Consider the following 24,063-nt stretch of genomic DNA (forward strand, 5'->3'; position numbering starts at 1 on the left):
CACCACCCGGCTTTTTTATAGCTAGAATTGACCGAATTGGCACAATTAGGGTCGCTCTGCTGCCTTCAACCACTCGGCTACGCCTTCGACTCCTAATGAAAGCAACGTGTCTTGTACAGCCACAACCCGTTGTAGCATCGTGCCACTGTCTATATCTTCTATCTCTTCTGCTTCGGCAAAAAGACGGGTCATGAGTTGGGTCAGACTATTATCATGATCATACAGGTATGTCTTCATCCGGTTAAAGTAAGCCAAATAGATTTCAGTTATGGCTAGTGCTTGCTCTGGATCTTGTTGTGAAATCGCGTTGAGCCATTCGTGAAACCTGAAAAACTCATGGTCCCCATTTCCATTATCGCGGTTCTTCTCAAATATTGAAAAACAGTGACCAATCAGTTCTGTTGGGACAGATAACACCCCTGTGTCAATATTAAAGATATTCTCCATCTGTCCTGCGACCTCAAGGGCATGAGGACCATCAGTAACTAAGCCCGAATTGATTCCTGCAAAACATTGCTCGCGATGTTGCCTCAAGTTCTCAACGTTTGTCCAAACATTAGCTGCTCCTCGCCAAGCATCTGTACTATCGAGAGTAACCAAACCCTGCAAAAAATCATTAAAATCAATATGATGACCTAATGCAGCTAACGCCGAAATACGCCCCCATACTTCAAGATCTTTACCGTTCCCCTCGGTGTAAAGGCGCGCAAGCAAAGGCCTCGCTATTTCAAAATGACTATAATAAGTATAATAGAGGCATGGCTCAGCAAGATGCCAAAGCCCCGCTCCCTCTTGTATGGCAAGGTGGAATAGCTCCCAACCTAGCTCGAAACGTTTGCTTTGCAAATATGGCAAACGTCGCAAGATCAAAGCACGAATAGCAGGATGAGGATCACTGGCAAAGCGACGCAGCGTAGGCTCTAGAAGTTTTGGAAATTCTCGGCCTTGTTCTTGAAAATTATTTGCCACAATCATCAGGGCATCAGTAATATCACCTTTCGTCATGTTGATTCCTAGATTAACTAAATCCACGGAATCTCCCTCGATTGGATCAGACTCGTTGAGCCCTGCAAATCCTATTGCCAAAAATATTAGTCGCTCTGCTTCTTTTTCATCTTTTAAAACATTAGCACAGGCTTCGAGTGCTTTAGCCGCACAACGTTGGTTTTGCCATGTGGCCGGGTGTCTTTCCAGTTCATCTAAAATTCGGCTTGCCAAGGCAGGAGCGTCAGGCTCTTCAACGGGTAGCCACTCCACATGAGAATTCAGGTTGCCATAGCGGTAAGCAAGATATGTAGCTATCCCGTCCATAATATCTGCCCGAAAAACTTCGGGAATTTTAATCCAGTGTCCCGATAACAGCTTTAAGAAACGATTAGGATCGCGCGAGGAAGCCTCACGCAGTTGCCCACCGACTTCACGTTCACCACCGACTAAAAAATCATTCCAGTCCCGGCCCAAATGATCCTCATAATGTAATAATAATTGCAGAACTCCGCTGTCGCTGGTACTGAGGAATATCTCATATGAAAATGGCGCTCCGACAATGCCGCTTTTTGAACGGATATGTGGCTGGCAAATCAACATCCCTGCTCTTTTTTCATAGTCATCAACTACTGCTTGAACTTCAGGTGAACGCAGATAGCAAGGAATTGGTGCTACCAGTTCCGCCTGAGCTCTTAGTCTCCATAAGCTCGACTCATCGGAAAGACATTCACTTCGTATATCTAAAATAGAAAGCATAACAGCATCTTGTACTGATATGGGGAGGAGGCTAAAAGCTACCTTTATCAATTTACCTAGTTCATAAGAAAGTTCGAATTCAAAAATCTTCGGCTCGCATAGTATGCGTCCGATTAGACCAATGTTTTCCTCAGGCGAGGTAGTACACGCGTGTATCCCAAAGTAAAGCAATGCGCCTTCATTATTGAAACAAAGACGTTCACTGTTATGTTGCCACCAAGTTGAGTTTATTTTGGCGTGGTAAAGGATAGCATTCTCAACGGCATCAAGCAGAATGTTCAGGCTACCTGCATGACTTATACCTCCTTGGCTATGTTCATATTTATATGAAGTTTCGCTCAGAAAACCATGCCGGTAGCCAGGCTGAATTTCACCATATTGTGTTGCACGAATCCGGCTCCAATTCTCGATTGACTTAAGAGCTAAATCCAGCAAAGCGCAGTTTTTCTGCATACGCTGTCGGATAAAGTTGTCATTTCGGTCACCGAATTCGTGGGGTCGACAACGTAGCTTGTTATTAAGTCTAAATTGCAGTAAATCTTCTTCGTCGATACCATCTGTTATATACTGCCAAAGTAAATCATCGGCTACGACATTTTGCGCAACACATTTAGCTACGACTCGGCCAAGGACGCTGTGTGAGGGTCGTGGCATATCAAGCAGCCGCTTAAGTAAAGGGGCAGCCAATGCTAAATTTTCTGGACTGGTTTGAGACAGATAAACCTCTAATTGATGCGTGATACTCTTACTATCAAACCAATCTAGTAACAACACATCCATCCAGAATGATTGTACACCCGCATTATCTTCATTCTTCCATTGCGCAATGCGATGTACATGCCCTGCTAATCCCTCGATATCACGCGTAATTTTTAATTGAGGAATCAAGTTCTTGAGCCAGAAATGATGCCACTCAATTGTGTTAGCTGAAAAATAAATGACCTGGAAAACATCGCGATGTTTTTCATGTAAGTCACGTATCAATAACCAGTCTTCATCCTGAGGTAGTTGTTCAGCAAATGATTCTGCTACTAACCGTCTAATGTGAAAGGCAGCATTACCAGCCAATACTGCTCTAACTTGTTTTCTAAATTCCCGGCGTTCACCTAATGCTAGCTGTGCGACAAAACTGCGGATGCTGGGACGTACAAAAGGTACTGGCGATAAGTTGCGAATAAACTCATTTAGAGTGATGCCACTACGCACGGCCCCGCTGATCACAAGGACATCCAACAAGGTTTGATGCCCGAACGTCAGCTTTCTATCTTGAGTTTCCTGCAACACATTAAGACTACATAATTTCCGTTGAATATCTTGAGAGGCAGTGAAACGCTGATATGGCACCGCCAGACTTCGCGAAAGCAGCATTTTTGATGCAATATCTTCAATCGCCTGTATAGCCGCATCACCCAATTCACTATCGGCTCGCACAATGGTATCAAGGTAACGCTGTGCTAGTGCCTGACTGGTCACTACGTTGAAACTGCCGTCTCGTTGGGCCAGCTCGACAAACAATGCTAGCTCGCGTGGGTTCCTTATGAGTTCGCACGTAACGGCATCAATAGTGGTGCTTTCTATCCCTAGCGTATCAAGCAATGGGACAATGTCAGCATTCCAGTCCAGTAGTTGACATTGCACCTCACAGTCCCATTGCCGTTCAGCAATTCTTCGATCGTAATGCCTATCGAAATCACGACAAGCGGTAACAATAGTAAGATTGGGAACTAATAGCAGGCGGTCGATCTGCGCAAGGAAATAGGTCAATACACGATGATCGCGAGCGATGGAAAGTACATCTAAAGAGTCTATGACTACAATAACATGAGCATCATCAGCCAGACGGGCTGCTTTTTGTACCCACTGATCAGAAAGACCCATAGCCTGCCGTTGCTCTGGTGTCGCTAGATCGGCAAATTCACGTGACTGAATAAAAAATGGCACAATGCCAGTATTGGTGTTTGCCTGCTCTTCTAGTGCATCTTGCAACGTAAGCATTACGCAGGTTTTTCCTGATCCGGGTAAGCCTGTAAGCAATATCGATCTTTTTTTATCGCTAATCGCTGCAAGTATTTCATCAACAACCGGATTAGCAATGCGTTGCCCTGCAATATCTCTTCGCCACGATCTGCCGATGGCAGAGGTATTAGAAAAAGAGTGACGAATCTCAGCAATATCCATTGGTGGAACCAATGATGCTCCAGCCTGCTGAATAATGCTTTTGAGATCTTCTTTGGACAAGCGATGTTGTACAGCAGTAGATAAGTTACCGCCCCCCAGACGCGCTCCGAGTAGATCAAGCCTGGTCCAGAGTGCGTAAAAAGCAGCGTCAGCATTAGTCGCTATGTTTCTTAAACGTTCGTATAACAATTCAACCATACGATCCAGATCATCGCTGGTAAAAAAGCTTGTTCTAGACAAGAACTCAAATGTTGAAAGAGTTGGAGCCGTTTTCTTAATTTTTTTTGATAAAGTGTTATCCAGTATCTGGTGCGCTTTCCCTAAACTTTTCTGGTAGCAATCTTCATCAGGTTGAGTGATACAATGCTCTTTCAGTTTTGCAAGCTCGCCAAAGTTGTTTCGGGAATAGAAGCGGACGCTTGCGTTCTGATTATTAGCTAATAAATCGGCGGTTTTATCAATTTCATCCCCTAGGTTAGCGGCTGACCAAGCACTGAAATCAGTTTGATTTTTTTTACATTGGCAGGCTATCAGAGTACCGTCTCTTTTGCCGATGACCACATCATCTACAGAATAGTTAACCGAATCAACTTCTAGCCATTGGTAGTCATCATCAGACAATACTTTTAATGCCCAATCAAATGCTACCAGCGTCTGGTATACGTCACCCCGATTGGAGCGTATGCCTGCGATGCTCATTGAATGTCTCCCATGGAGGTTAACTTTTAACTTCATCCAGACTAACGTCAGCTATGCATTCTGATGTAAACATGAGATGTTGCGTCAAGCCACCGACAGTCATATTATATTATTTCGAAGCGCATTTTTATTGCGCTAATATGGAATTTTCTCAGCCATGTACTCTCATGACTATTCTCCATAAAAACTGCTCTTCATTATAGTGTCCCGTCATAGTCAACGTAAAGGCCACATTAATCACTTTGCTTCAGACCAAGCACATTCCAGGTGTTGTCTATAATAAACTCATAACGATACTTAACGCCGTTAAGTTTATAAACCGTGTAATACTCATTACCCGGCTTTAAATTTATGTTAACGCATGTCTCAGGATAAGATAAATGCACAGGATAATAACCACTATCTGTGAGGACGGTGTCTTTTCCTGATTCGTTAAGGCCTATATGGTAATCATTCAGCACATCACTTTTGTCAAAGCTATAGCATACTCTCTGGCTATCTACTGATACGGCTCGCCATTTACCAATATCTATTCCGTTAGTGCCTGGACAGCCAGTGAGAGCAATGCAACACGATAATATTATTAAATTTTTCATGCTGGGAAATTCCCTAATACCTTCTTATACTTTGCTATTAAACTACTTACAGGCTCAGATGGATCGTAGTCTCTGTATTTGATATCGGCTGAACTATGGTAGAAACCATGGTGGGTCAACATCCAGTAGTCACTGACTATGCTCGCTTGTTGTTCTAAACCATAATCGCGTAAGCTTTTTTTATCAAGGCTGTAACTATAGTCTACAGCCCATGAGAATGCACCTCGGGTTCTTACCCACATCCCTCTTTGATGCTGCCAAACATGCATCATTTCATGGAGAAACATATGCTGGTAGTAAACAACGGCCTTTGAAAAATCTCTTTGGTAGGTCCCCTCTCTAAACCACATTTCACCATTCGGACTCATAGCCTGTAAATCAGGTTGTAGATTAAAAGGTAAATAACTCTCCCTATGAATCCACACTCGATTGTAATGAATACTACATCCATAAAGAGATAAGGCCAGATTTATCTCGCCAGGTCTTAATAATCTAACACCACCAACTCTGATATCATTATTTTGTTTTGCTGTGTGCCACATAAACCCTCCTCGTGAAAAGGGTTAATATAGCACCGTTGAATCTTTAAACAATTATTTAGATAATGCATATATTTTTAGATAATATTCATATGAATAATGAGTATTATTTTAAAGCCGGGTAAGCGCAATCGCCACCCGGCTTTTTTATTGCCTGCTACCGCTGCTCTGCCAGCCAGGCCAACATCTTCAGGCTCGCGGAGTAGTAGTCGTCCTGGGCGGTAATCTGCGGCTCGCCGTTTTTCACACCGAGGGTGAGATCCCGCACCGCCAGCTGCCCCTCGTTCATATTGTAGGGCGCGCCTTCGTTGGTGGTGACGTTGACCCAAGCCGGGGTCTGGCTGCGGCTGAACGTCTGCCACCAGCTGCGCCATGGCGTCAGCAGCGGGCTGTTTGGATCCTGCCAGGCGATATAGAGCGGAATACGTATTGCGTCGTAGCTCATGCGCGGCGGCCACTCTTTAGCGGGCTGCATCTTGCCATCGGCAGCCAGCGCCACCCAGTCGGTAGGCAGATTCGCCTTACCCCAGCCCATCTTGCCCGTCAGCGTCTGCGCGTCGCGGATCAGATCCCGCCACACCGTCAGGTGGCTGCGATCGGCGAACGCCTGCCACGCCGGGAAGATGAAATAGGAGGGGTTGAGGTTCACGTAGCTGTTGAGGTTGAACCCGTTGGCACCCGGCAGCATAACGCGATAGCCCGCAAAGTTAATTACCGTGTGGCTCACCAGCGCTTTGGTGATGGCGTCAGAAGCAGCGCCGTAGCGCCCATCATGCCAGCGCGCATCGGCCTTCAGTAGCGCCCAGGCGATTAATGCGTCACCGTCAGAGGCGTCGTTTTTATCGGGGATCGGATCCGGCTCGACCGGGTTATAGCGCCAGTAGAACAGTCCATTCTCTTTGTTTTTTAACGTCTTCTCCGTCCAGCTCCACATCTTGTCGAAGCTGGCGCGATCGTCATTGGCCACCGCCATCAGCATGGCAAAGCCCTGGCCTTCGGTGTGGGAGACGTTTTTATTGCCGGTATCAACGATACGCCCGTCCGGCATCAGAAAGCGGGATTTATAGGTATCCCAGGCGGTACTCGCCTGAGCAAACGAGGCAGACAGCAGCCCCCCCAGAACAACCATTACGGCAACGACGCGCTTAACCATAGCTGGACTCATTGTGGCTGGACTCATTGTGAATTATGGTAACGGAACTGAACGTCGGAATGGGAAAACAGCCGCTCGCGCTGTACGGTGACGTGTGCTCCCCCGCCCTGCGCCTGCAACCAGCGGGCGTAGAGGCCCTCCAGTATCGCACAAAAGGCGTGGCACCAGCGCTGCCGATCGTCATCGCGCCCCAGCGGCAGCCCCTCGTGGCGCAGCAGCATGCCGTTCTCGTTGGCTACAATATCGATAAAGCCCCAGTTGAACTGGCGCAGCAGGGCATTGATATTCGCCTCCAGCTCCCCCACCGTCTCCGAGTCGGGCAGCGGAAAACGCTCGGCCATCGCCTCGCCCATCTGACGCAGGAAAGGCTGGCTGTCCGTCTGCCCCACGTTACGCACCATATTGTCGATCATAATGGTCAGCAGATCGAACCAGCCCGCTGGCGTCTGCTGCTGCTGAAAGTAGCTCATCAGCGGTGAGTATTGACCGTTCTGGGTCATCAGTTGCCTCCTAACATATAGCGGAAGTAAAGCCCGGCGGTGCTTTCGTTGTAGTTGCCGAACGTGTCATAGCCGACCTTGCCGCCTATCGTCATATCTTTATTAACGTTGTAGTCCACACCCGCACGCACGGTATAGCCGACACCGCTCTCCGAGCTTCCGCCGTAGCGGTAGTCACGGGCATAGCCGAGGTCGTAGAGATCCTTCAGCAGGCCCTGCGCCTCGTCGCTGGTGGGGAAGTAGTCGCTGCTATCCTGGCTGTAGGATTGATAGCCAACGGAACCGCCAACGTTCAGCTTCCAGTTATCAATTTTCTGCGAGAAATCTACCGGCAGAGAGACGCTGACGTAGTTTTGCGGGCTGAAGTAGCCGCCCTGGCCGTAGGTGTAGTAGCTGAGGTTTTTCGAGAAATCCATCCAGCTGACGTTCAGGCCGGTCTGTAATGCCCGGAAATCATCATGATACGGGCGCAGATAGACCCCGGCGCTGGCGTTCATGCTGGTGTTACTGGCCACGTTCTCCCCGATGTAGCTGTAACCCCCGCCGTTGACGTAGAAGCCTGCATCGCCGTCGTCGTAGCCCAGCTGCGCACTACCGCCGTTTTTCGTTACCCGTCCCCAGGTCTTCCCGGAGTAGGCATCCTTCATGCCGACGTAGGAGAGCAGGCTGTCGGTGACGGCACGACGCTCGCCTTTGAGGATCAATGTCAGATAGTTGGTCAGCTTCGGTGACCACTGCACGCCGCCCACCAGGGTGCTGAGATCCTGACCCAGCGGCGTCGTGCCGATATCGATCCGGTACTGCTCGCCGCTAAGCGCCATCGCCAGCTCAACGCCATTGGCCTTTTGCGAGTCGGTCGAAGCGCTAATACGGTTATCTAAACTCGACTTGAAGTTCGATACGCTGAGCGCCTTCAGACGGCCTGAGTCATACAGGCTGGCCAGATTTGCCAGCCCCGCATCGGTCATTGGAGAGAGATTTTCACCGTTGTAGTCCAGCAGATCGCTGAAGTTCGCCGCCGTAGGATCCGCTGAGTTCTCGGTATTATCAATCGACGAGGTAATATTGCTGATGGCGTTGTTGAGCGGGTTAGTGCCGTAGCGACGCCATGCATCCCCCGAAGCGCTGCCTGCGCTGAGCGTAATCGGCGTGGCGGTGAACTCGAAGCGCGATTCGCCAAACGGCGAGCTGGACCACGTCAGCGGTGCTTTAGCTTCGGTCAGCTTGCTGGTGCCAGATTCGCCGTCACGGCCACGTATTTCTACGCCACCCTGTACCCACATACCGGTTTTTTGCTGCAGATCCTGCATCATCTCATCGACCTGACGCAGGGTTCGGCTCTGCACGGTTTCCATCGGCAGATCGGTGCGCATGGTTCCCGGCAGCGTGCTGCCCGGCTCGCGCGCCATCTGCGCCACCTGCCACGGCATGCTGTCGCCATTGCTATACGTTGAACGTGCCACCGTCCTGCTGTTACCCACAAACGGGTTGTCCGCCAGCAATACGCCGTCGATGGTTGGTGTGGCGGCGGCATTGGTAGACGCCATCCCCAGCAGCTTGCCCCGCGCACTGCGCAGGTAAGTCATCGCCTGCTGGTGGTTGCCTTTTGCCTCTTCCAGGCGGGCCAGCAGCAGCATCCGGTCCGCCGAGCTGTCGTTGCGCAGGCCGCTGGCGAGACTCTGGGCCTTATCAACGTTGTTCTCTGCCAGCGCCACGTCAATCGCTCCCACGCGGGCGGCCTGATCGTCGGTATCCCGGGTTATCAGGTAGTCGTAGACCACCCCGGCCTCTTTGTTCATCTTGCCGGTCTGATAGAGGCGGGCCATGGCGAACATCAAATCGGTGTTCTGCGGATCGCTCTGCATCGCCCGCATCAGCTTGTCATAGGCGGCGGCGTAGTTACCCTGCTCGCGCAGCTGGTCAGCCTCGTTGATGACGTAGCCATTGCGGATCCCTGCCAGCTGCGTGGGCGTGCTGCGCGCCTGCAACTCCGGATTGGCAAGAAAAGCCTGCGCCTCGTTGTCCAGCCCGGCTTTATTCAGGACCGTAACCTGATCGGCATAGTCCCCGGCGTTGCCCTGCACGCCCTGGCGCAGGTTTTCCCGCACCAGCGCCACCGCGCCGTTGAGATCGCCGCTCTGGGCCAGCAGCTTCGCCAGCTTGCCCGCATCTACCGGGTTTTCCGGCGGACGGTGGGTCAGGGTTTTCAGCGTGTTGGCAGCGGCAATATTATTGCCCTGGGCCAGGTAGCGCTCGGCGGTAGCCAGCTGGAGGTTGTAGTTCACCCGCTGGGCCAGGTCGCGCATCTGCCCGTTCTGGCTGGCGGGAGAGATGCGCGACAGCAGGGTTTGCGACTGCTGCCATGCGCTGTTCTCGCTGGCAAAGAGAGCCGCCGCGTAGAGCGAGCTGGCCCCCGCACCGTTGCGCGCCGCCGGGGCCATCACCGTGCTGGCTTCGTCGCCGCTGCCGCTCTTTTGCAGCAGACGGGCAAGGTCGAGACGCAGCCACGGATCGTCCGGCAGGCGGCTAACCCCCTGCTGGAGGATAGCGATGGCCTGCTGGGTGTTACCCGCAGCGGCGGCCTGCTGCGCCTGGCGGCGGATGGGATCCCCCGGCAAACCGGTGACGATACGCGGCTGGAGCTTCGCCTGTAAGCTGGCAGGCAGCGTGCGCAGCATCGCCTGGGCCTCGTCAGACTTGTTCTGCTCCCGCAGGACGTAGAAAAGGTTCTCTCTGGCGGCGGCGTTTTGTGGTTGGTCATTTAACACCGCGCGCAAGGCCTGCTCCGCCTGGGGATAGTCTTTGTTGTGGCGCAGGACGTCGGCACGGAACAGCTTCGCTGCCGTACCACGCTCGCCGCTCTGCTGGGCCAGCGGGGCAGAGAGAGCCAGTGACTGGCTGACGTTGCCCTCCTTCAGCGCCTGCTGCGCCTCGGCTAGCTGGCCGTAGAATGCCGCATCATCCGCCTGATTTTTACGCTCTGCCGAAGCGTCGCCCCCCTGGCTCGCTGCGCGGCTCAGGTACTGCGAGGCTGCTTTGTAGTCGCCGTTGCGCTGGGCGATGTAGCCCAGTCCGGCCAGGGCATCGGCGTCCTCAGGGTTAGTTTGTAGCACCTGCTCAAACTGACGCTTCGCTGAGCCGGTATCGCCGCTGTTGAGCGCGGTAAAACCCTCCCCCTTCGCCGTGCCGCCGACGTTTTTGCGATAGTAGGCCTGCACGTCGCCATCCTGGGGGTGACGCTGGAGGAAATTATCGTAGAAGCGCTCATCTCCCGCCTGCGGTCCCAGCCAGAGCAGGGCCTGGCGCAGGCCGTCATCGGCCTCGCGGCTGCCGCTGGCCATCGGCTCCAGCAGGGCAATCCCGTCGCGGCGGGTCTCTTCCCGCCACGTCAGCATTTTACCCAGCGCGACCCGCCCTGCGTTGTCCTGCGGATTCTGGGCAACAAAACGCTGTAGTTCCCCTATTGCCTGCGGATAGAGCGACTTGTCGCTGCCCATAGTCAAATAATATTCCGGGGCCAGGCTTGGGGGCGGGGTATCGCCATTAAACATGCTGCGCCAGGTCGACAGCGCCGCCGGAACGTTGCCGCTGCGCGCCTGCTGGCGGGCCAGAGTTAGTTGCCCCTGGGGCACCTGCGCCAGCTGTTTGGCGTTATCCAGCGCCTGTAATCCGGCATCAGCAGGCGCCACGGCCGCCAGCCGGGCGCGCCACTGGGCAGCGGTTTGCAGATCGCCATTTTGCTGCGCCCAGAGCGCCATCAGGTAGAGTGCCTGCGTATTGTTGGCATCCACCATCAGCACTTTTTTCAGCGACTCGCTGGCCAGATCGTCGTGGGATTTTTCATGCCAGTAGTTAGCTTGATCAAACAGCGCCTTTAGCGCCGCATCATTAGGCGCGGCCTGCGCCTGGCTCACCGCGCCGAGCGTCAGCGCGCCCGACAGGCAGAGGGTTGTTAACCGGCGGGCGGTTTTAATTGTCATTGTTGTCACCCTTTTCACTCTCCATCCTGCGGATCCAGCCGCTTACGCGCACGTTTTTTCAGTAAGGCATACAGCGCCAGCCCGACAATGATGCTGAAGCACAGCCCCAGCACCGCCAGCAGCCCGGAGTGCTGGTTGGCATACCAGATCACCATCAGGTGCATCGGCATCTCGCCGCGCGGGTACTGCGCCCCGACGCGGAAGCTGCGCACGCCGTTTTCGTTGGTGATGATGGCCGCATCGCCGCGAATGCCGGCGTTAATTTTCGGCGAGGCGAGATCGCTGTGCAGCCGCGAGAGCTGGTCGTCGCTGCTGCCGATGGCGGTGACCACCGTGCGTCCGCTGCTCCACGGCGAGCGGAAGCTGATGAAGCCGCGCCAGGACTCGTTTGACGAGAAGTAGCGATCGGCCTCAAGACCGTCTGCGTTCCAGTCCCCGGCCATCCAGCGTTGGATCTTCTGCCACTGGCTCGGCTCGCGCACGCTCAGCAGATTGTCGTGGGCTACGAAGGGCGAGGTTTTTAACAGCTCGCGGTTGAAGTCGTGCTGATCCAGCCCGGTGACTGCCAGCACGTCGCGATCGCGCAGCAGTTCAAGGTTGGCTCCAGCGGTGGGTATGCCCAGCACCACGCGGTTGTGGCTCAGCGCCGTCCCGGTGGCGTTACCGGAGCGGGCCGCCATATCGAGCAGCGTCCCGACCTGGGTCTCGGTCGGTCTCTCCGGCAGCAGCAGCACGGTTTGCGAGTAGTCCGCCAACCGGGTGAAGGGGAAGGAGGCCCCCACAAAGTAGGAGAGGTTCGGCAGCAGCGCGAAGTGACGGGTGTGGCTCAGGTCGATCCACGAGTCGTCATCCACTCGGCTCTTGATGTTGTTGTTCAGCAGCACGCTGCACGGCGCGCTCTCCTTCGGTACGATGTTGAAGTAGAGCGACAGCTGATTGTCGCCGTAGATCATGTACGGCTCCAGCGGCATGTCGAACTGCTCCTGGCGCGCGTCGCCGCCCATTTTGTGCCACAGCGTCTCCAGCGCCCCCTGCTTATTGACCGGCAGGTTGTGCAGGAAGGTGTCGTTCATGGTCATGCTCAGCCAGGAGCGATCCTCATCAATCCAGCTCTCCGACGGGAAGCGGTAGCCAATGCGCAGCGGAATGGTTTCGCCATCCCAGAGGAAAAGATCCGGCGCGGCGCGGAAGGCCACCCGCAGCGCATCGTGCCAGATCCCGTTCACGGTCATACTTTGATCCTTGCGGATCAGCTCCGAGAGCTTCACCGGACGATCCGTAGGGATCCAGCGCGGCGCATCGTAGGGTTTGCTGACCGGGATCGACTCGCCGTCCACCGTGACGCTCGGGGTTTGCAGGGCAAAGTTGCCCCGCGTCAGACGCCAGGCCGCCGCCCGCAGGGCGCGATCGTCGTTGCCCACCACCAGCAGCAACTTGTAGGTGGGGTTTGCCGGGTTATCGATAATGCTCAGCGTCGGCCCGCTGCCCTGGGGCAGGGTCAGGCCGCCGATGCGCTCGCCAGGGTGGCCGACCAGGATGCCGTTCTTCTCCGGCAGGCGATCGCTCCGGGCGGCGAACGAGACGCCGCGATAGTCCGCCTGGATGCCCATCCACGAGGAGATCAGCGCCGCCGCGCTGATGGTGTCCGCCGTCAGCTTCGCGGGGAAAGCAAAAGCGATGGTGGCAGGCGTCATCTGCATGCTGTCAAAGAAGGGGCGCGGGAAGTGGCTGAGATCGGAGCCGATATCCAGCTGCTGCCCCTCAAGGCTAAATTTCGAGTCCGGCAGGATGGTCACGCGGTACTTATCCGTGAGATCGCGCTGGCACATCATCGCGTCGCCGTCGTTGACCTTGAAGCTGAGGGTATTGCTGGAGACCAGCAGCGCCGCCGGGAGGTCAAGCTGGAAGCGGGAGACGTCGCTGTCGGCGGCCCCCAGCGGCACGGTGCCCAGCGGCTGGCCGTTAAGCATCAGCTGCATCGTGGCGTTGCGGGTCGCCATCGCCGGGGAGACCTTCAGGTTCAGCGCCAGCTGGGCGTTGGTGATCACCTGACTCACCGGCAGGGTAAAGGCCACCCCGCCCTGCAGCTGGCCGCCGCTGAGGACGATGCCCTGCGGCTGGCCCATCTGTGCCAGGGTAATATCGTTCGCCACCGTCGGGATAAAGGCCGTCGGGGCGGGTGCCAGGCTAGCCGCCGGCGGAGGCAGATCCAGCGGCAGCAGATCGGCTGGCGTGGTCTCTTCCCCATAGAGTGGCGTAATGAACAGCGCGCTAGCCAGCAATGCCAGAGTCGTTAAACGCCTCATAAGCTACTCTCCTCCTGCGTCGCCTTCAGTACCGCACGCTGGCGGCGGTTTTCACGGCGTGACTTCCACGTCAGCCAGAAGAGGTCGAATACGCAGCGCATAATGGTCAGCATTGAGCGGAACGGGTTGTCCTGCGGACGCGGCGGCTGGATCCATGCATCAGCGCGGGAGAGCACCACCCGGACCAGCTCGCGGCGGCGGGAGAGCGGAATGTCTTCAAACTTAAGCCGCACGAATGCATCGTCTGCGGCAATGGTTTTCACCGGAATGCTGATCGCCCCAGACTGAAGCTGCAGCTCAATCTCTTCGATCTCATCGGTCAGGTGACGGCCGTCTGGTACAGCGACGCGGCAGCCGCCCATCGACAGATCGGCAGTCTCGCTGCGGGAAGAGATGCCGCTGGCGTAGTGGATCAGCGCCGGAATTTTCACGTCGATGCGGATCGTTTTACGCGTCTGGCGGGTTTCCCGGGCAACGGCGATAGCAGCCAGCAGGAAGATTAGGCTGTACAACCCCCACCCGACGTTGAGGGCAATAACCTGCGGATCGACACCAAAATGGTCATGAGCGAAGGCGCGCACGATCCCCCAGACCACCGCGATAATCAGCAGGAAGGCGATCACCAGGTGCGGGCGCACGACGCTGAAGTCAAAGTAACCGACGTTGAGCAGGCCGCCTTTATCGGTCACGTTGAACTTGCCGCGCTTCGGGAAGAGCATGGTGACCATGGTGGGCAGCACGATATGGAAAGCCAGCACCAGGTCGTAAATCTCGCCCCAGAAACTGTAGCGGTAGCGCCCGTTCAGCCGCGAGTTGAGGTAGATCGACAGGAACAGGTGCGGCAGCGCGTAGGCAAAAACCAGGCTTGCCGAGGAGTAGATGATGTTGAGGTTAAACAGCAGGTAGGCCAGCGGCGCGGTCAAAAAGATGATGCGCGGGATGGCAAACTGGTAGTAGAGCATGGCGCTGAGGTAGCACAGGCGCTGCTGAAAGGTCAGGCCGCGACCAAACAGCGGGTTGTCGAGGCGGAAGATCTGCGTCATGCCGCGCGCCCAGCGGGTACGCTGGATGATGTGCAGGACCAGGCGCTCGGTGGCAAGCCCGGCGGCCAGCGGAATATCGATAAACGCCGAGCCCCAGCCCAGGCGCTGCATCTTCAGCGCGGTATGGGCATCTTCGGTCACCGTCTCTACGGCAAAGCCGCCAATCTCTTCCAGCGCGCTACGACGGATCACCGCACAGGAGCCGCAGAAGAAGGTAGCGTTCCAGTTATCGTTACCCCGCTGGATCGGGCCGTAGAACAGCATCCCTTCGTTAGGAATATTGCGGCCCACGGAGAGGTTGCGCTCAAAGGGATCCGGCGAGTAGAAGAAGTGCGGAGTCTGCACCAGGGCCAGCTTCGGATCCTTCAGGAAGCCGCCCACGGTAGCCTGCAGGAAGATACGGGTTGCAACGTGATCGCAGTCAAAGACGCAGATCAGCTCCCCGCTGGTGAGCTTCATGGCATGGTTAAGGTTGCCCGCTTTGGCGTGAGAGTTATCGTTACGAGTGATGTACCCCACCCCAACGTCGGCGGCAAACATGGCAAATTCGCTGCGCTTGCCGTCGTCGAGGATATAAATTTTCATTTTATCCCTGGGGTAATCGATGCACTGCGCCGCCAGCACGGTGTCACGCACCACGTCCAGCGATTCGTTATAGGTTGGCACGTAGACGTCCACGGTTGGCCACAGGCTCATATCTTCCGGCAGGGGCACAATCTCCCGCTTCAGCGGCCAGATGGTTTGCAGGTAGTTCAGCAGCAGCATCACCCAGACGTAGAGATCGGCAATGAACAGGCCGATGCCCAGAATGGTCTCTATCTCCGAGTTAAAGTGCAGGGTCTGGGTGGCGCGAAAGTAGATGTAGCGCGTCGACATCAGGAACGACATCACCACCATAATCACGGAGATGCTGCGCTTTTTGCTGTAGCCCATTAAGAAGAGAATGCCGATGCTGATCAGGCCAAAGAGATACTGCTTCTGGCTATCCATTGGCGTGATGACCACCAGCACGGCGGCAGGCGCCAGCGCCAGAATCAAGAGGTAAAACAGGAACTTTTTCATTGTTCGCCCTGGCGAAAATTAGAATCCGGACATCTTTGGCTGGCTGTGAACGGTGCCGTCGCCGACTCTCACGCCCAGAATGTTGGTCACCTTTCTGGCAATCAGCTCGATATCAAACGCCGCCGCCGAGGCCGGGCTAAAATCGAAAATCGACTGCTGGGAGGCGTTGGCCTCGATCACGCTCTCATCACGATGGACCACGCCAATCAGGCGTTCGCCCAGCCGCTGCTCCATAAAGGCAGTGACGTCGCGGCTGATCTGGCGGCGGTTATCGCTCTGGTTCAGCACCACGTAGTAGCCCGCTTTGCGGTTAAGCACGTCGCCGGTCAGACGGTGGTTCTCCACCTGCGGCAGCAGGGAGAGCGAGGCGGTATCCGCCAGCAGTGAGACCAGATGCAGATCGGCCAGCCGTGACAGCGCTTTTAGCGCTGGCGAGGGACCGGGCGGGAAGTCGGCAATGATAATCAGGCCGGGGTAGTTAAGCAGGGTGCTCAGACCGCGCAGCAGGAAGTGCTCATCCTGAACCAGACGCGCTTCAAAGGTTTCGCGCTGCGGCTCTGTGGCATCGCCATAGGGCAGAACAAAGATATTGCCGCCTGCAGAGAGCACAAACTGGCTCCAGTCGGCGGATTCAGCGGCTTTCGCCACAAAGCCGCGGCCATCGGAGAGCGGAACGCCGAAGTGCAGGCGCAGCGCATTCTGCACGTCAAAATCAATCGCCAGCACTTTGTTGCCTGCGCGCGACAGCGCATAGGCCAGGTTTGCCGTAAGGGTTGTTTTCCCTACTCCCCCCTTCGGCGAACAGACACAGATCAACGGCATGAAGCGATCCTTTCTAACAGCGATTTCAACGGCTGATTTTTTTCAACGACGGGCTTCGCCTCTGCGGCTTTGGGCGCAAAGAGCTGGGAGAAGTTAACCGGGACGGCCGCAGCAGGCGCGGCGGCGGGCATTGCCGCAGGCATCGGTGTCGGCGGCGTTATCAGTGCCGCAGGCGCGAGTACGGGCGCTGTGGGCGGCGTAGCCAACTGGGCCGCAACGCTCTGGAAGATAGGCGGCGCGGCGTCAGGAAGCGGAGCCGGGATCTGTGCTGCCGGGGCGGCAAGCGGCTGCTCCACCAGCGTGAACGTATCTGGCTCGACGGACTGCGGAACGGGCAGCGAGACGTGCCCGCCCATCGCCAGCGCCGACTCTTCGGTCGCCGGAGAGAGCTGGTTGATAATGGCCCAGCTGCCATGATCATGCGCGAGGTTTTGCGACGAGAGATCCTTAAAATCGTGTTGCTGTGTGTGAGTCTTGTCTTTAAACCTCTGCAAATCATCATAATTATTCATAGCTATACTCATGATTTACAAAAAAATAGCCCTACCGCCGTGTTAACCAGAGTGGCTATTCACCGGTAGGGGTCTCAAAATTTATTATCGTGTAGGTCCGGGAGCCGTTAACGGACTTCCGTATACTTAATTATTGCGTGGCTATATTACTGCTCTACGACTTTCGACCTATTTACAGCAGTAATATAAGGATTCGCGGGACACATGCTATCTGTTTTTGCGGAAAAAAACAGCACAGCTTTAAATAATGCATAGGCATTAACTTACTGGAATATAATGCTAATTTAACGCAAACCCCACTTTGAAAAAGGTATGTTTAGCGCCCCATTTCAGCGTAACAGGTTGAATAAGATAGTTCTTAATTTAATAAATTGTTACTGTGTGAAATATTCTGAAATAATTTAGCGTGCAGCAGTCATCGATATTATTGCAAAGCCTGATGGCGCTATGCTTATCAGGCCTACGCTGCGTCAGCTTTTAAGGAATAAAAAAACCGGAGACTATGCTCCGGTTTTGGGGTCGGTAAATCAGGTTGCTCAGGCAGGGTTAATTGGCTTTTCGCCATTCTCATCCTGGTCAACCGCAAAGCAGGCCACCAGCTGGCCGCCGTACGATTTCAGCTGCGGCTGAAGCTGGGTACAGGGACCAAAGCGACGGCGGCAGCGGGCGCTGAAAGCACAGCCCGGCGGCGGATTCAGCGGGCTGGGCAGCTCGCCGGTCAGCTTGATACGCTCCCGACGATCGTCCGGATTCAGGCGCGGCGTCGCGGAGAGCAGTGCCTGGGTATACGGATGGCGCGGATTGCTGAAAATCTGCTCCTTGGTGCCCTTCTCTACGCAGCGGCCGAGGTACATCACCATCACTTCATCGGCAATGTGCTCTACCACCGACAGATCGTGGGAGATAAAGACGTAGGAGAGTCCCAGGTCCTGCTGCAGATCCATCATCAGGTTCAGCACCTGCGCACGCACGGAGACGTCGAGCGCCGATACTGGCTCATCGGCAATCACTACGTCCGGATCGAGCATCAGGCCGCGGGCGATGGCAATACGCTGACGCTGGCCGCCAGAGAACATATGCGGGTAGCGATCGTAATGCTCGGTTTTCAGGCCTACCTTCGCCATCATTGCCAGCGCTTTTTCTCGCAGCTCGGCTTTGCTGAGATTGCTGTTAATCTGCAGCGGCTCCTCCAGAATCTGACCCACTTTTTTGCGTGGGTTCAGCGAGCCATAGGGGTTCTGGAACACGATCTGAATCTTCTGCCGGCGCAGCTTCTGCGCCTGCGGATCGTGCTTGAGCAGATCCTGCCCCTGATAGTACAGCTCGCCGCCGGTTGGCGTTTCTATCATGGTCAGCAGGCGGCCAAGCGTCGATTTACCACAGCCGGATTCGCCCACCACCGCCAACGTTTTCCCACGTTCGAGGGAGAACGAGACGCCGTCCAGGGCTTTCACCAGGCGCTCCGGGGCAAACAGCCCTTTCTTCACCGGGTAGTGTTTTTTCAGGTCAATAGCCTGCAACAGCACAGGGGTTGTGGCCTCATGCGTACTCATAGTTAGGCCTCCCGGCATCATCGAGTGGATAGTGACATTTTGAACGACGTCCGTTGTCCACCAGGTTCAGACCTGGCTCTTCGACGCGGCATTTATCCGTGGCATACGGGCAGCGCGGATTGAGCAGGCAGCCGGTCGGGCGATCGTATTTACCCGGCACCACGCCCGGCAGCGAGGCCAGACGGGCTTTATCCTGCGCAAACTCCGGCAGCGCACGCAGCAGCGCCTGGGTATAAGGGTGACGCGGCGCGCGGAAAATATCGCCCGCCTGTCCGGTCTCTACCACCTGGCCTGCGTACATCACGATGATTTTGTGTGCGGCTTCGGCCACCAGCGCCAGATCGTGGGTGATCAGGATCAGCGCCATGTTCTCTTTCTGCTGTAACTCCAGCAGCAGCTCGATAATCTGCGCCTGGATGGTCACGTCCAGCGCAGTGGTCGGTTCGTCAGCAATCAGCAGCTTCGGCTGGCAGGCGATGGCCATCGCAATCATTACGCGCTGGCTCATCCCGCCGGAGAGCTGATGCGGGTAAACGTCAAGGCGCGACGCCGGATCCGGAATGCCAACCTGGTTCAGCAGGTCGATAGCCCGCTGGCGGCGGGTTTGCTTGCTGCCGCCCTGGTGCACCTTAATGGCTTCCATGATCTGGAAGCCAACCGTATAGCACGGGTTAAGGCTGGTCATCGGATCCTGGAAGATCATCGCCACGTCGGCCCCCACCAGGTTACGCCGCTCTTTTTCCGAGATGCGCTTCAGGTCCTGGCCGTTAAACTCCAGCTTCTCAGCCATCACCCGGCCTGGGAAGTCAATCAGGCCCATAATCGCCAGCGAACTGACGGATTTACCGGAGCCGGACTCTCCGACAATGCCGACCACTTCGCCCTGCTCAACGCTGTAGCTTACGCGGTCTACGGCACGGAACGGTGTCCCTTCGTCGCCGAAGTGCACCGACAGTTGATCAATATTCAATAACGCCATTCTCGTGCCTCTTACTGCTTCAGTTTGGGATCGAGTGCATCACGCAGACCGTCACCCATCAGGTTAAATGCCAGCACCGTCAGCAGGATCGCCAGACCCGGGAAGGTCACGACCCACCAGGCACTCTGTGCGAACTGCAACATGTCGGAGAGCATGGTGCCCCACTCCGGCGTTGGCGGCTGCGCACCCATGCCAAGGAAGCCAAGGGCGGCCATATCGAGAATGGCGTTAGAGAAGCCAAGCGATGCCTGAACGATCAGCGGCGCAAGGCAGTTAGGGAGAATGTTGACGAACATCTGGCGCATCGCGCCCGCGCCCGCCACCCGCGAGGCGGTAACGTAGTCGCGGTTGACCTCTACCAGCACGGCGGCACGCGTTAAGCGCACGTAGTGTGGCAGCGCCACGAAGGTTAGCGCCAGCGAGGCGTTAACTATCGACGGGCCAAAGACCGCAACCAGCACCAGCGCCAGCAGCAGGCTCGGCAGCGCCAGCATGATATCGACCACGCGCATGATGATATTATCAACGATGCCGCCGAAGTAGCCCGCTATCAGCCCGAGCACGACGCCCATAATCAGCGACAGCACTACCACCAGACAGCCCACCAGCAGCGACAGGCGTGCGCCGTACATCAGGCGCGACATAACGTCGCGGCCAACATCGTCGGTACCGAGGATATGCGCCAGGCTGCCGCCGTCCTGCCACGCAGGCGGGGCCAGCAGCGCGTCACGGAACTGCTCCGCCGGGTTATAGGGCGCAATCCAGTTGGCAAAAATAGCAATAATCAGCACCACGATAACGTACACCAGGCCGACTACCGCGCCTTTGTTGCGTTTGAAGTAGTGCCAGAACTCCTGCAGCGGCGTCATCGGTACCGGTGCGGAGATAACTTTATCTTGAGTAACTTGTGACATGATGGCCCCTTACTTCTTGTGCCGAATACGCGGGTTCACCACGCCATAGAGCAGATCGACCAGCAGGTTGACGAGGATAATCATCGTCGCTACCAGCAGTACCCCGCCCTGCACCACCGGATAATCACGGCGCTGCAGCGCATCAATCAGCCAGCGGCCCAGCCCCGGCCAGGAGAAGATGGTTTCGGTCAGGATCGCCCCGGCCAGCATCGTTCCCACCTGCAGACCGATCACGGTGACTACCGGCAGCATGGCGTTACGCAGGGCGTGAACGATAATTACGCGCATGCGGGTCAGACCCTTGGCGCGGGCGGTACGGATATAGTCCTCGCCCAACACTTCCAGCATTGCTGAACGGGTCATACGGACGATCACCGCCAGCGGGATCGTGCCCAGCACCACCGCAGGCAGGATCATATGCGCCAGCGCATCGATAAAGTTGCCCTCTTCACCCCAGATGGCGGTGTCGATCAGCATAAAGCCGGTAAGCGGATTGCTGTCGTCAAGGAACACCATATCGCTGACGCGTCCCGAGACGGGAGTCAGGTTGAGCTGCACCGAGACCAGCATGATCAGCATCATGCCCCACCAGAAGATAGGCATAGAGTAGCCGGTCAGGGCCAGGCCTACCGCAGTGTGGTCGAAAATGGATCCGCGCTTCACGGCAGCAAGTACGCCTACCGGAATACCAACGGCCACGGCAAAAATCATGGCGCAGACGCCGAGCTCCAGGGTCGCTTGAAAACGCGGCACGAACTCGTCCCACACCGGAAGACGGCTTTTCAGGGAAATGCCTAAGTCGCCGTGCAGAACGCCCCATACGTAGTTGACGTACTGCTGCCACAGCGGCTTGTTGAGGCCCAGCTCAGCTAACAGCTGCGCATGGCGCTCGGGGGAGATACCACGCTCACCTGCCATGATCATCACCGGGTCACCGGGGATCATATGGACAAAGGCAAAGGTGAGAAGGGTGATACCGATAAACGTCGGGATAACTAATCCCAGACGTCGGAGGATGAACTGCAACATAACCCGGATTCTCAGTAGTGACGTTACGCCTGGCGGCGCTCAGTCTGTATTGCTCACAAATGACTACTGCCGGGTGGCGCTGCGCTTACCCGGCCTACACGGGTAGACCTGGCAGCGCCGCGTACCCGGCGTTACTTTTTATTATTCGACAGACACGTTTTCGAAGTGGTGTTTGCCTAATGGATCAACAACGTAGCCTTTCACCTCTTTACGCACTGGCTCGTACACGGTGGAGTGAGCAATAATCAGCGCCGGAGCCTGATCGTGCATTACCACCTGAGCCTGCTTGTAAAGCTCGATACGCTTGTTGTGATCGTCAGCGGCGCGCGCCGGCTGAATCAGATCTTCAAACGGCTTGTAGCACCAGCGAGAGTAGTTAGAGCCTTGTTTTGCCGCATCGCAGCTGAACAGGGTCGCGAAGAAGTTATCCGGATCCCCATTGTCGCCGGTCCAGCCCATCATCACCGCCTGGTGTTCGCCAGCTTTAGCACGCTTCAGGTACTCGCCCCACTCGTAGGTCACGATTTTGGCCTGAACGCCAATCTTCGCCCAGTCAGCCTGAATCATCTCAGCCATACGGCGAGCGTTCGGGTTGTACGGACGCTGTACCGGCATCGCCCACAGCTCAACGGTGAAGCCTTTATCCTGACCGGCTTCTTTCAGCAGCTGTTTAGCCTTCTCAACGTCGTAAGTATAATCCTTAACGTCGTCGTTATAGCCCCACATGGTCGGTGGGATCAGGTTTTTCGCCGCGGTGCCAGCACCCTGGTAAACGGCTTTGATGATCGCATCTTTGTTGACCGCGTAGGTCAGCGCCTGGCGCACTTTCACATCATCAAATGGTTTTTTCTCGGTGTTGAAAGAGAGGTAGCCCACGTTCAGGCCCGCCTGCTCCATCAGGTTCAGGTTTTTATCCTGCTTCATACGCGCGATGTCAGCCGGGTTTGGATACGGCATCACCTGGCATTCGTTTTTCTGCAGTTTTGCATAGCGTACAGAGGCGTCAGGCGTGATGGAGAAGACCAGACGATCGATCTGCGGCTTGGTGCCCCAGAAGCCTTCAAACGCTTTGTACAGGATGCGGGAGTCTTTCTGGTACTGCAGCAGCTGGAACGGACCGGTACCGATTGGGTTCAGGTCGATTTTTTCCGGCGTGCCGGCTTTCAGCATATTATCCGCATACTCTTTTGACATGATGGATGCGAAGTCCATTGCCAGGTCAGCCAGGAACGGTGCTTCCGGACGCGAAAGAACAAACTGAACGGTATTATCGTCCACTTTTTTCACTTCGCTAATCAGGTCTGGCAGGCCCATGCCTTCGAAGTATTCATAGCTGCCGCCAGAGACTTTATGGTACGGGTTATTCGCATTTTTCTGGCGATCGAAGGAGAACACCACGTCGTCGGCATTGAAGTCACGCGTTGGTTTGAACTCTTTATTATCTTGCCACTTCACGCCCTGACGCAGGTGGAAGGTGTAGGTCTTACCGTCTTCGCTGACTTCCCACTTCTCAGCCAGGCCCGGGATCACCTCTGTGGTACCGATTTTAAATTCAACCAGGCGGTTGTAGATCGGTACAGAGCTGGCGTCATAGGTAGTACCAGAAGTAAAGAGCTGCGGGTTAAAACCCTCCGGCGAACCTTCAGAACAGTAAACCAGGGTTTTGGCCTGCACACTTGCTGCGACGGTCAGAGCCACCAGGCTGAGACCAAGCTTCAGCATCCCTGACTTCTTCAAGGAAATACTCATTATTCTGCTCCAATGTGATATGTGTTGTTTACCCGTTGCAGCGGGTATAACCGACAAACCTTTATTTATTTTTTACCGGTCTGGTCGGCGGTGCCCAAAGGCAGCTTAAGGGGAGGTGATTCCTTTCAAAAGGTTGACTGAGTTGCAGTGCAGATTCTCCATGAAATGCCCCTCATGCCCTACAATCTGTCAACAGAATGTCAAAACGTCAATACAGGTAACCGGGTTTTACACCGAAGGTGAGAATTAACAAACAAAGCGTAAAAAAAGCGCAATCCGCTATTTCCAGCAGAGAAATTTGTGCTATGGCCTGCATGGCAGGACGATTAACTCCGCAGACCACTTGAACCAGCGTTTTGCATTAGCAAATATTGTGAAAAATTTCTGACAGGATGATGAATATCTGAGCGATTAATACCGCGAACGTTAAAACGCACAGCGGAAAATGCTGAGTTAACCATAAGCAACGCGAAAAAAGATTCATCTATATATAAATAAATACAATGGAATATGTCACAAAACAGTTAACAAACGAGGTGAAAAGTCGGCGGGACGATAAAGGTGAAGAGGCATGTAGGCCGGGTAAGGCGGAGCCGCCACCCGGCGAAACGATGTAGACCCGAGCAGGGAGTTCAGTCAGGCACAAATGCAAAAAAGCCTGCTCTAAGAGCAGGCTTTTAAATTTGGTCGGTGATAGAGGATTACT

Annotated in this window: 15 protein-coding genes; all 15 read right to left on the reverse strand. The window is 55.1% G+C overall.

Annotated features, from left to right (window positions below):
- Window positions 1–45: 45 nt before the first annotated feature.
- Window positions 46–4,620, reverse strand: coding sequence for an AAA family ATPase (locus tag RTN40_RS08605; protein ID WP_312228103.1), 4,575 nt, complete (start codon window positions 4,618–4,620; stop codon window positions 46–48).
- 233 nt (window positions 4,621–4,853) lie between these two features.
- The gene (locus RTN40_RS08610) at window positions 4,854–5,216 is read right to left on the reverse strand and encodes a putative T6SS immunity periplasmic lipoprotein (protein ID WP_312228104.1); all 363 of its coding nucleotides are present in this window, start codon (window positions 5,214–5,216) and stop codon (window positions 4,854–4,856) included.
- Complete coding sequence (locus RTN40_RS08615) at window positions 5,213–5,758, reverse strand: type IV secretion protein Rhs (RefSeq protein WP_312228105.1); 546 nt, start codon at window positions 5,756–5,758, stop codon at window positions 5,213–5,215. The genes RTN40_RS08610 and RTN40_RS08615 overlap by 4 nt, the downstream gene beginning before the upstream one ends.
- A gap of 154 nt (window positions 5,759–5,912) precedes the next feature.
- Window positions 5,913–6,908, reverse strand: coding sequence for a glycosyl hydrolase family 8 (locus tag RTN40_RS08620; RefSeq protein WP_312228106.1), 996 nt, complete (start codon window positions 6,906–6,908; stop codon window positions 5,913–5,915).
- Window positions 6,909–6,931: 23 nt separating this feature from the next.
- On the reverse strand, window positions 6,932–7,411 hold the full coding sequence (gene bcsD / locus RTN40_RS08625; RefSeq protein WP_312228267.1) for a cellulose biosynthesis protein BcsD: 480 nt from the start codon (window positions 7,409–7,411) through the stop codon (window positions 6,932–6,934).
- The gene (locus RTN40_RS08630; RefSeq protein ID WP_312228107.1) at window positions 7,408–11,388 is read right to left on the reverse strand and encodes a cellulose synthase subunit BcsC-related outer membrane protein; all 3,981 of its coding nucleotides are present in this window, start codon (window positions 11,386–11,388) and stop codon (window positions 7,408–7,410) included. Before RTN40_RS08630 ends, bcsD begins: the two co-directional genes overlap by 4 nt.
- Window positions 11,389–11,402: 14 nt before the next feature.
- Window positions 11,403–13,694, reverse strand: coding sequence for a cellulose biosynthesis cyclic di-GMP-binding regulatory protein BcsB (gene bcsB / locus RTN40_RS08635; RefSeq protein WP_312228108.1), 2,292 nt, complete (start codon window positions 13,692–13,694; stop codon window positions 11,403–11,405).
- Complete coding sequence (gene bcsA / locus RTN40_RS08640) at window positions 13,691–15,799, reverse strand: UDP-forming cellulose synthase catalytic subunit (RefSeq protein WP_312228109.1); 2,109 nt, start codon at window positions 15,797–15,799, stop codon at window positions 13,691–13,693. Before bcsA ends, bcsB begins: the two co-directional genes overlap by 4 nt.
- Before the next feature lie 18 nt (window positions 15,800–15,817).
- A complete protein-coding gene (gene bcsQ / locus RTN40_RS08645; RefSeq protein WP_312228110.1) occupies window positions 15,818–16,621 on the reverse strand; it encodes a cellulose biosynthesis protein BcsQ in 804 nt (267 codons plus the stop codon).
- Window positions 16,612–17,133: a cellulose biosynthesis protein BcsO gene (locus RTN40_RS08650; protein WP_312228111.1), complete on the reverse strand. Its 522-nt coding sequence runs from the start codon at window positions 17,131–17,133 to the stop codon at window positions 16,612–16,614. Before RTN40_RS08650 ends, bcsQ begins: the two co-directional genes overlap by 10 nt.
- A 536-nt stretch (window positions 17,134–17,669) precedes the next feature.
- Complete coding sequence (dppF, locus tag RTN40_RS08655; RefSeq protein ID WP_312228112.1) at window positions 17,670–18,686, reverse strand: dipeptide ABC transporter ATP-binding subunit DppF; 1,017 nt, start codon at window positions 18,684–18,686, stop codon at window positions 17,670–17,672.
- Entirely contained in the window at window positions 18,673–19,665 is a 993-nt protein-coding gene (dppD, locus tag RTN40_RS08660; RefSeq protein ID WP_312228113.1) for a dipeptide ABC transporter ATP-binding protein, read from the reverse strand. The genes dppF and dppD overlap by 14 nt, the downstream gene beginning before the upstream one ends.
- Window positions 19,666–19,676: 11 nt before the next feature.
- Window positions 19,677–20,579, reverse strand: coding sequence for a dipeptide ABC transporter permease DppC (gene dppC, locus RTN40_RS08665; RefSeq protein WP_312228114.1), 903 nt, complete (start codon window positions 20,577–20,579; stop codon window positions 19,677–19,679).
- Window positions 20,580–20,588: 9 nt separating this feature from the next.
- Window positions 20,589–21,608, reverse strand: a complete 1,020-nt coding sequence (gene dppB / locus RTN40_RS08670) for a dipeptide ABC transporter permease DppB (RefSeq protein ID WP_312228115.1) — start codon at window positions 21,606–21,608, stop codon at window positions 20,589–20,591.
- Between the two features lie 141 nt (window positions 21,609–21,749).
- The gene (gene dppA / locus RTN40_RS08675; protein WP_312228116.1) at window positions 21,750–23,357 is read right to left on the reverse strand and encodes a dipeptide ABC transporter periplasmic-binding protein DppA; all 1,608 of its coding nucleotides are present in this window, start codon (window positions 23,355–23,357) and stop codon (window positions 21,750–21,752) included.
- Window positions 23,358–24,063: the final 706 nt, after the last annotated feature.

The organism is Pseudescherichia sp. (assembly GCF_031987975.1).
Classification (GTDB): Bacteria; Pseudomonadota; Gammaproteobacteria; order Enterobacterales; family Enterobacteriaceae; genus Pseudescherichia.

Excerpts from the sequence above, each read along its gene's own strand:
- dppA (WP_312228116.1), bottom strand. The coding sequence starts at position 23,357 with ATGAGTATTTCCTTGAAGAAGTCAGGGATGCTGAAGCTTGGTCTCAGC.
- bcsQ (WP_312228110.1), bottom strand. The coding sequence starts at position 16,621 with ATGCCGTTGATCTGTGTCTGTTCGCCGAAGGGGGGAGTAGGGAAAACA.
- dppB (WP_312228115.1), bottom strand. The coding sequence starts at position 21,608 with ATGTTGCAGTTCATCCTCCGACGTCTGGGATTAGTTATCCCGACGTTT.
- RTN40_RS08620 (WP_312228106.1), bottom strand. The coding sequence starts at position 6,908 with ATGGTTAAGCGCGTCGTTGCCGTAATGGTTGTTCTGGGGGGGCTGCTG.
- dppC (WP_312228114.1), bottom strand. The coding sequence starts at position 20,579 with ATGTCACAAGTTACTCAAGATAAAGTTATCTCCGCACCGGTACCGATG.
- RTN40_RS08615 (WP_312228105.1), bottom strand. The coding sequence starts at position 5,758 with ATGTGGCACACAGCAAAACAAAATAATGATATCAGAGTTGGTGGTGTT.
- bcsA (WP_312228109.1), bottom strand. The coding sequence starts at position 15,799 with ATGAAAAAGTTCCTGTTTTACCTCTTGATTCTGGCGCTGGCGCCTGCC.
- dppF (WP_312228112.1), bottom strand. The coding sequence starts at position 18,686 with ATGAGTACGCATGAGGCCACAACCCCTGTGCTGTTGCAGGCTATTGAC.
- RTN40_RS08650 (WP_312228111.1), bottom strand. The coding sequence starts at position 17,133 with ATGAATAATTATGATGATTTGCAGAGGTTTAAAGACAAGACTCACACA.
- bcsB (WP_312228108.1), bottom strand. The coding sequence starts at position 13,694 with ATGAGGCGTTTAACGACTCTGGCATTGCTGGCTAGCGCGCTGTTCATT.
- RTN40_RS08610 (WP_312228104.1), bottom strand. The coding sequence starts at position 5,216 with ATGAAAAATTTAATAATATTATCGTGTTGCATTGCTCTCACTGGCTGT.
- dppD (WP_312228113.1), bottom strand. The coding sequence starts at position 19,665 with ATGGCGTTATTGAATATTGATCAACTGTCGGTGCACTTCGGCGACGAA.
- RTN40_RS08630 (WP_312228107.1), bottom strand. The coding sequence starts at position 11,388 with ATGACAATTAAAACCGCCCGCCGGTTAACAACCCTCTGCCTGTCGGGC.
- RTN40_RS08605 (WP_312228103.1), bottom strand. The coding sequence starts at position 4,620 with ATGAGCATCGCAGGCATACGCTCCAATCGGGGTGACGTATACCAGACG.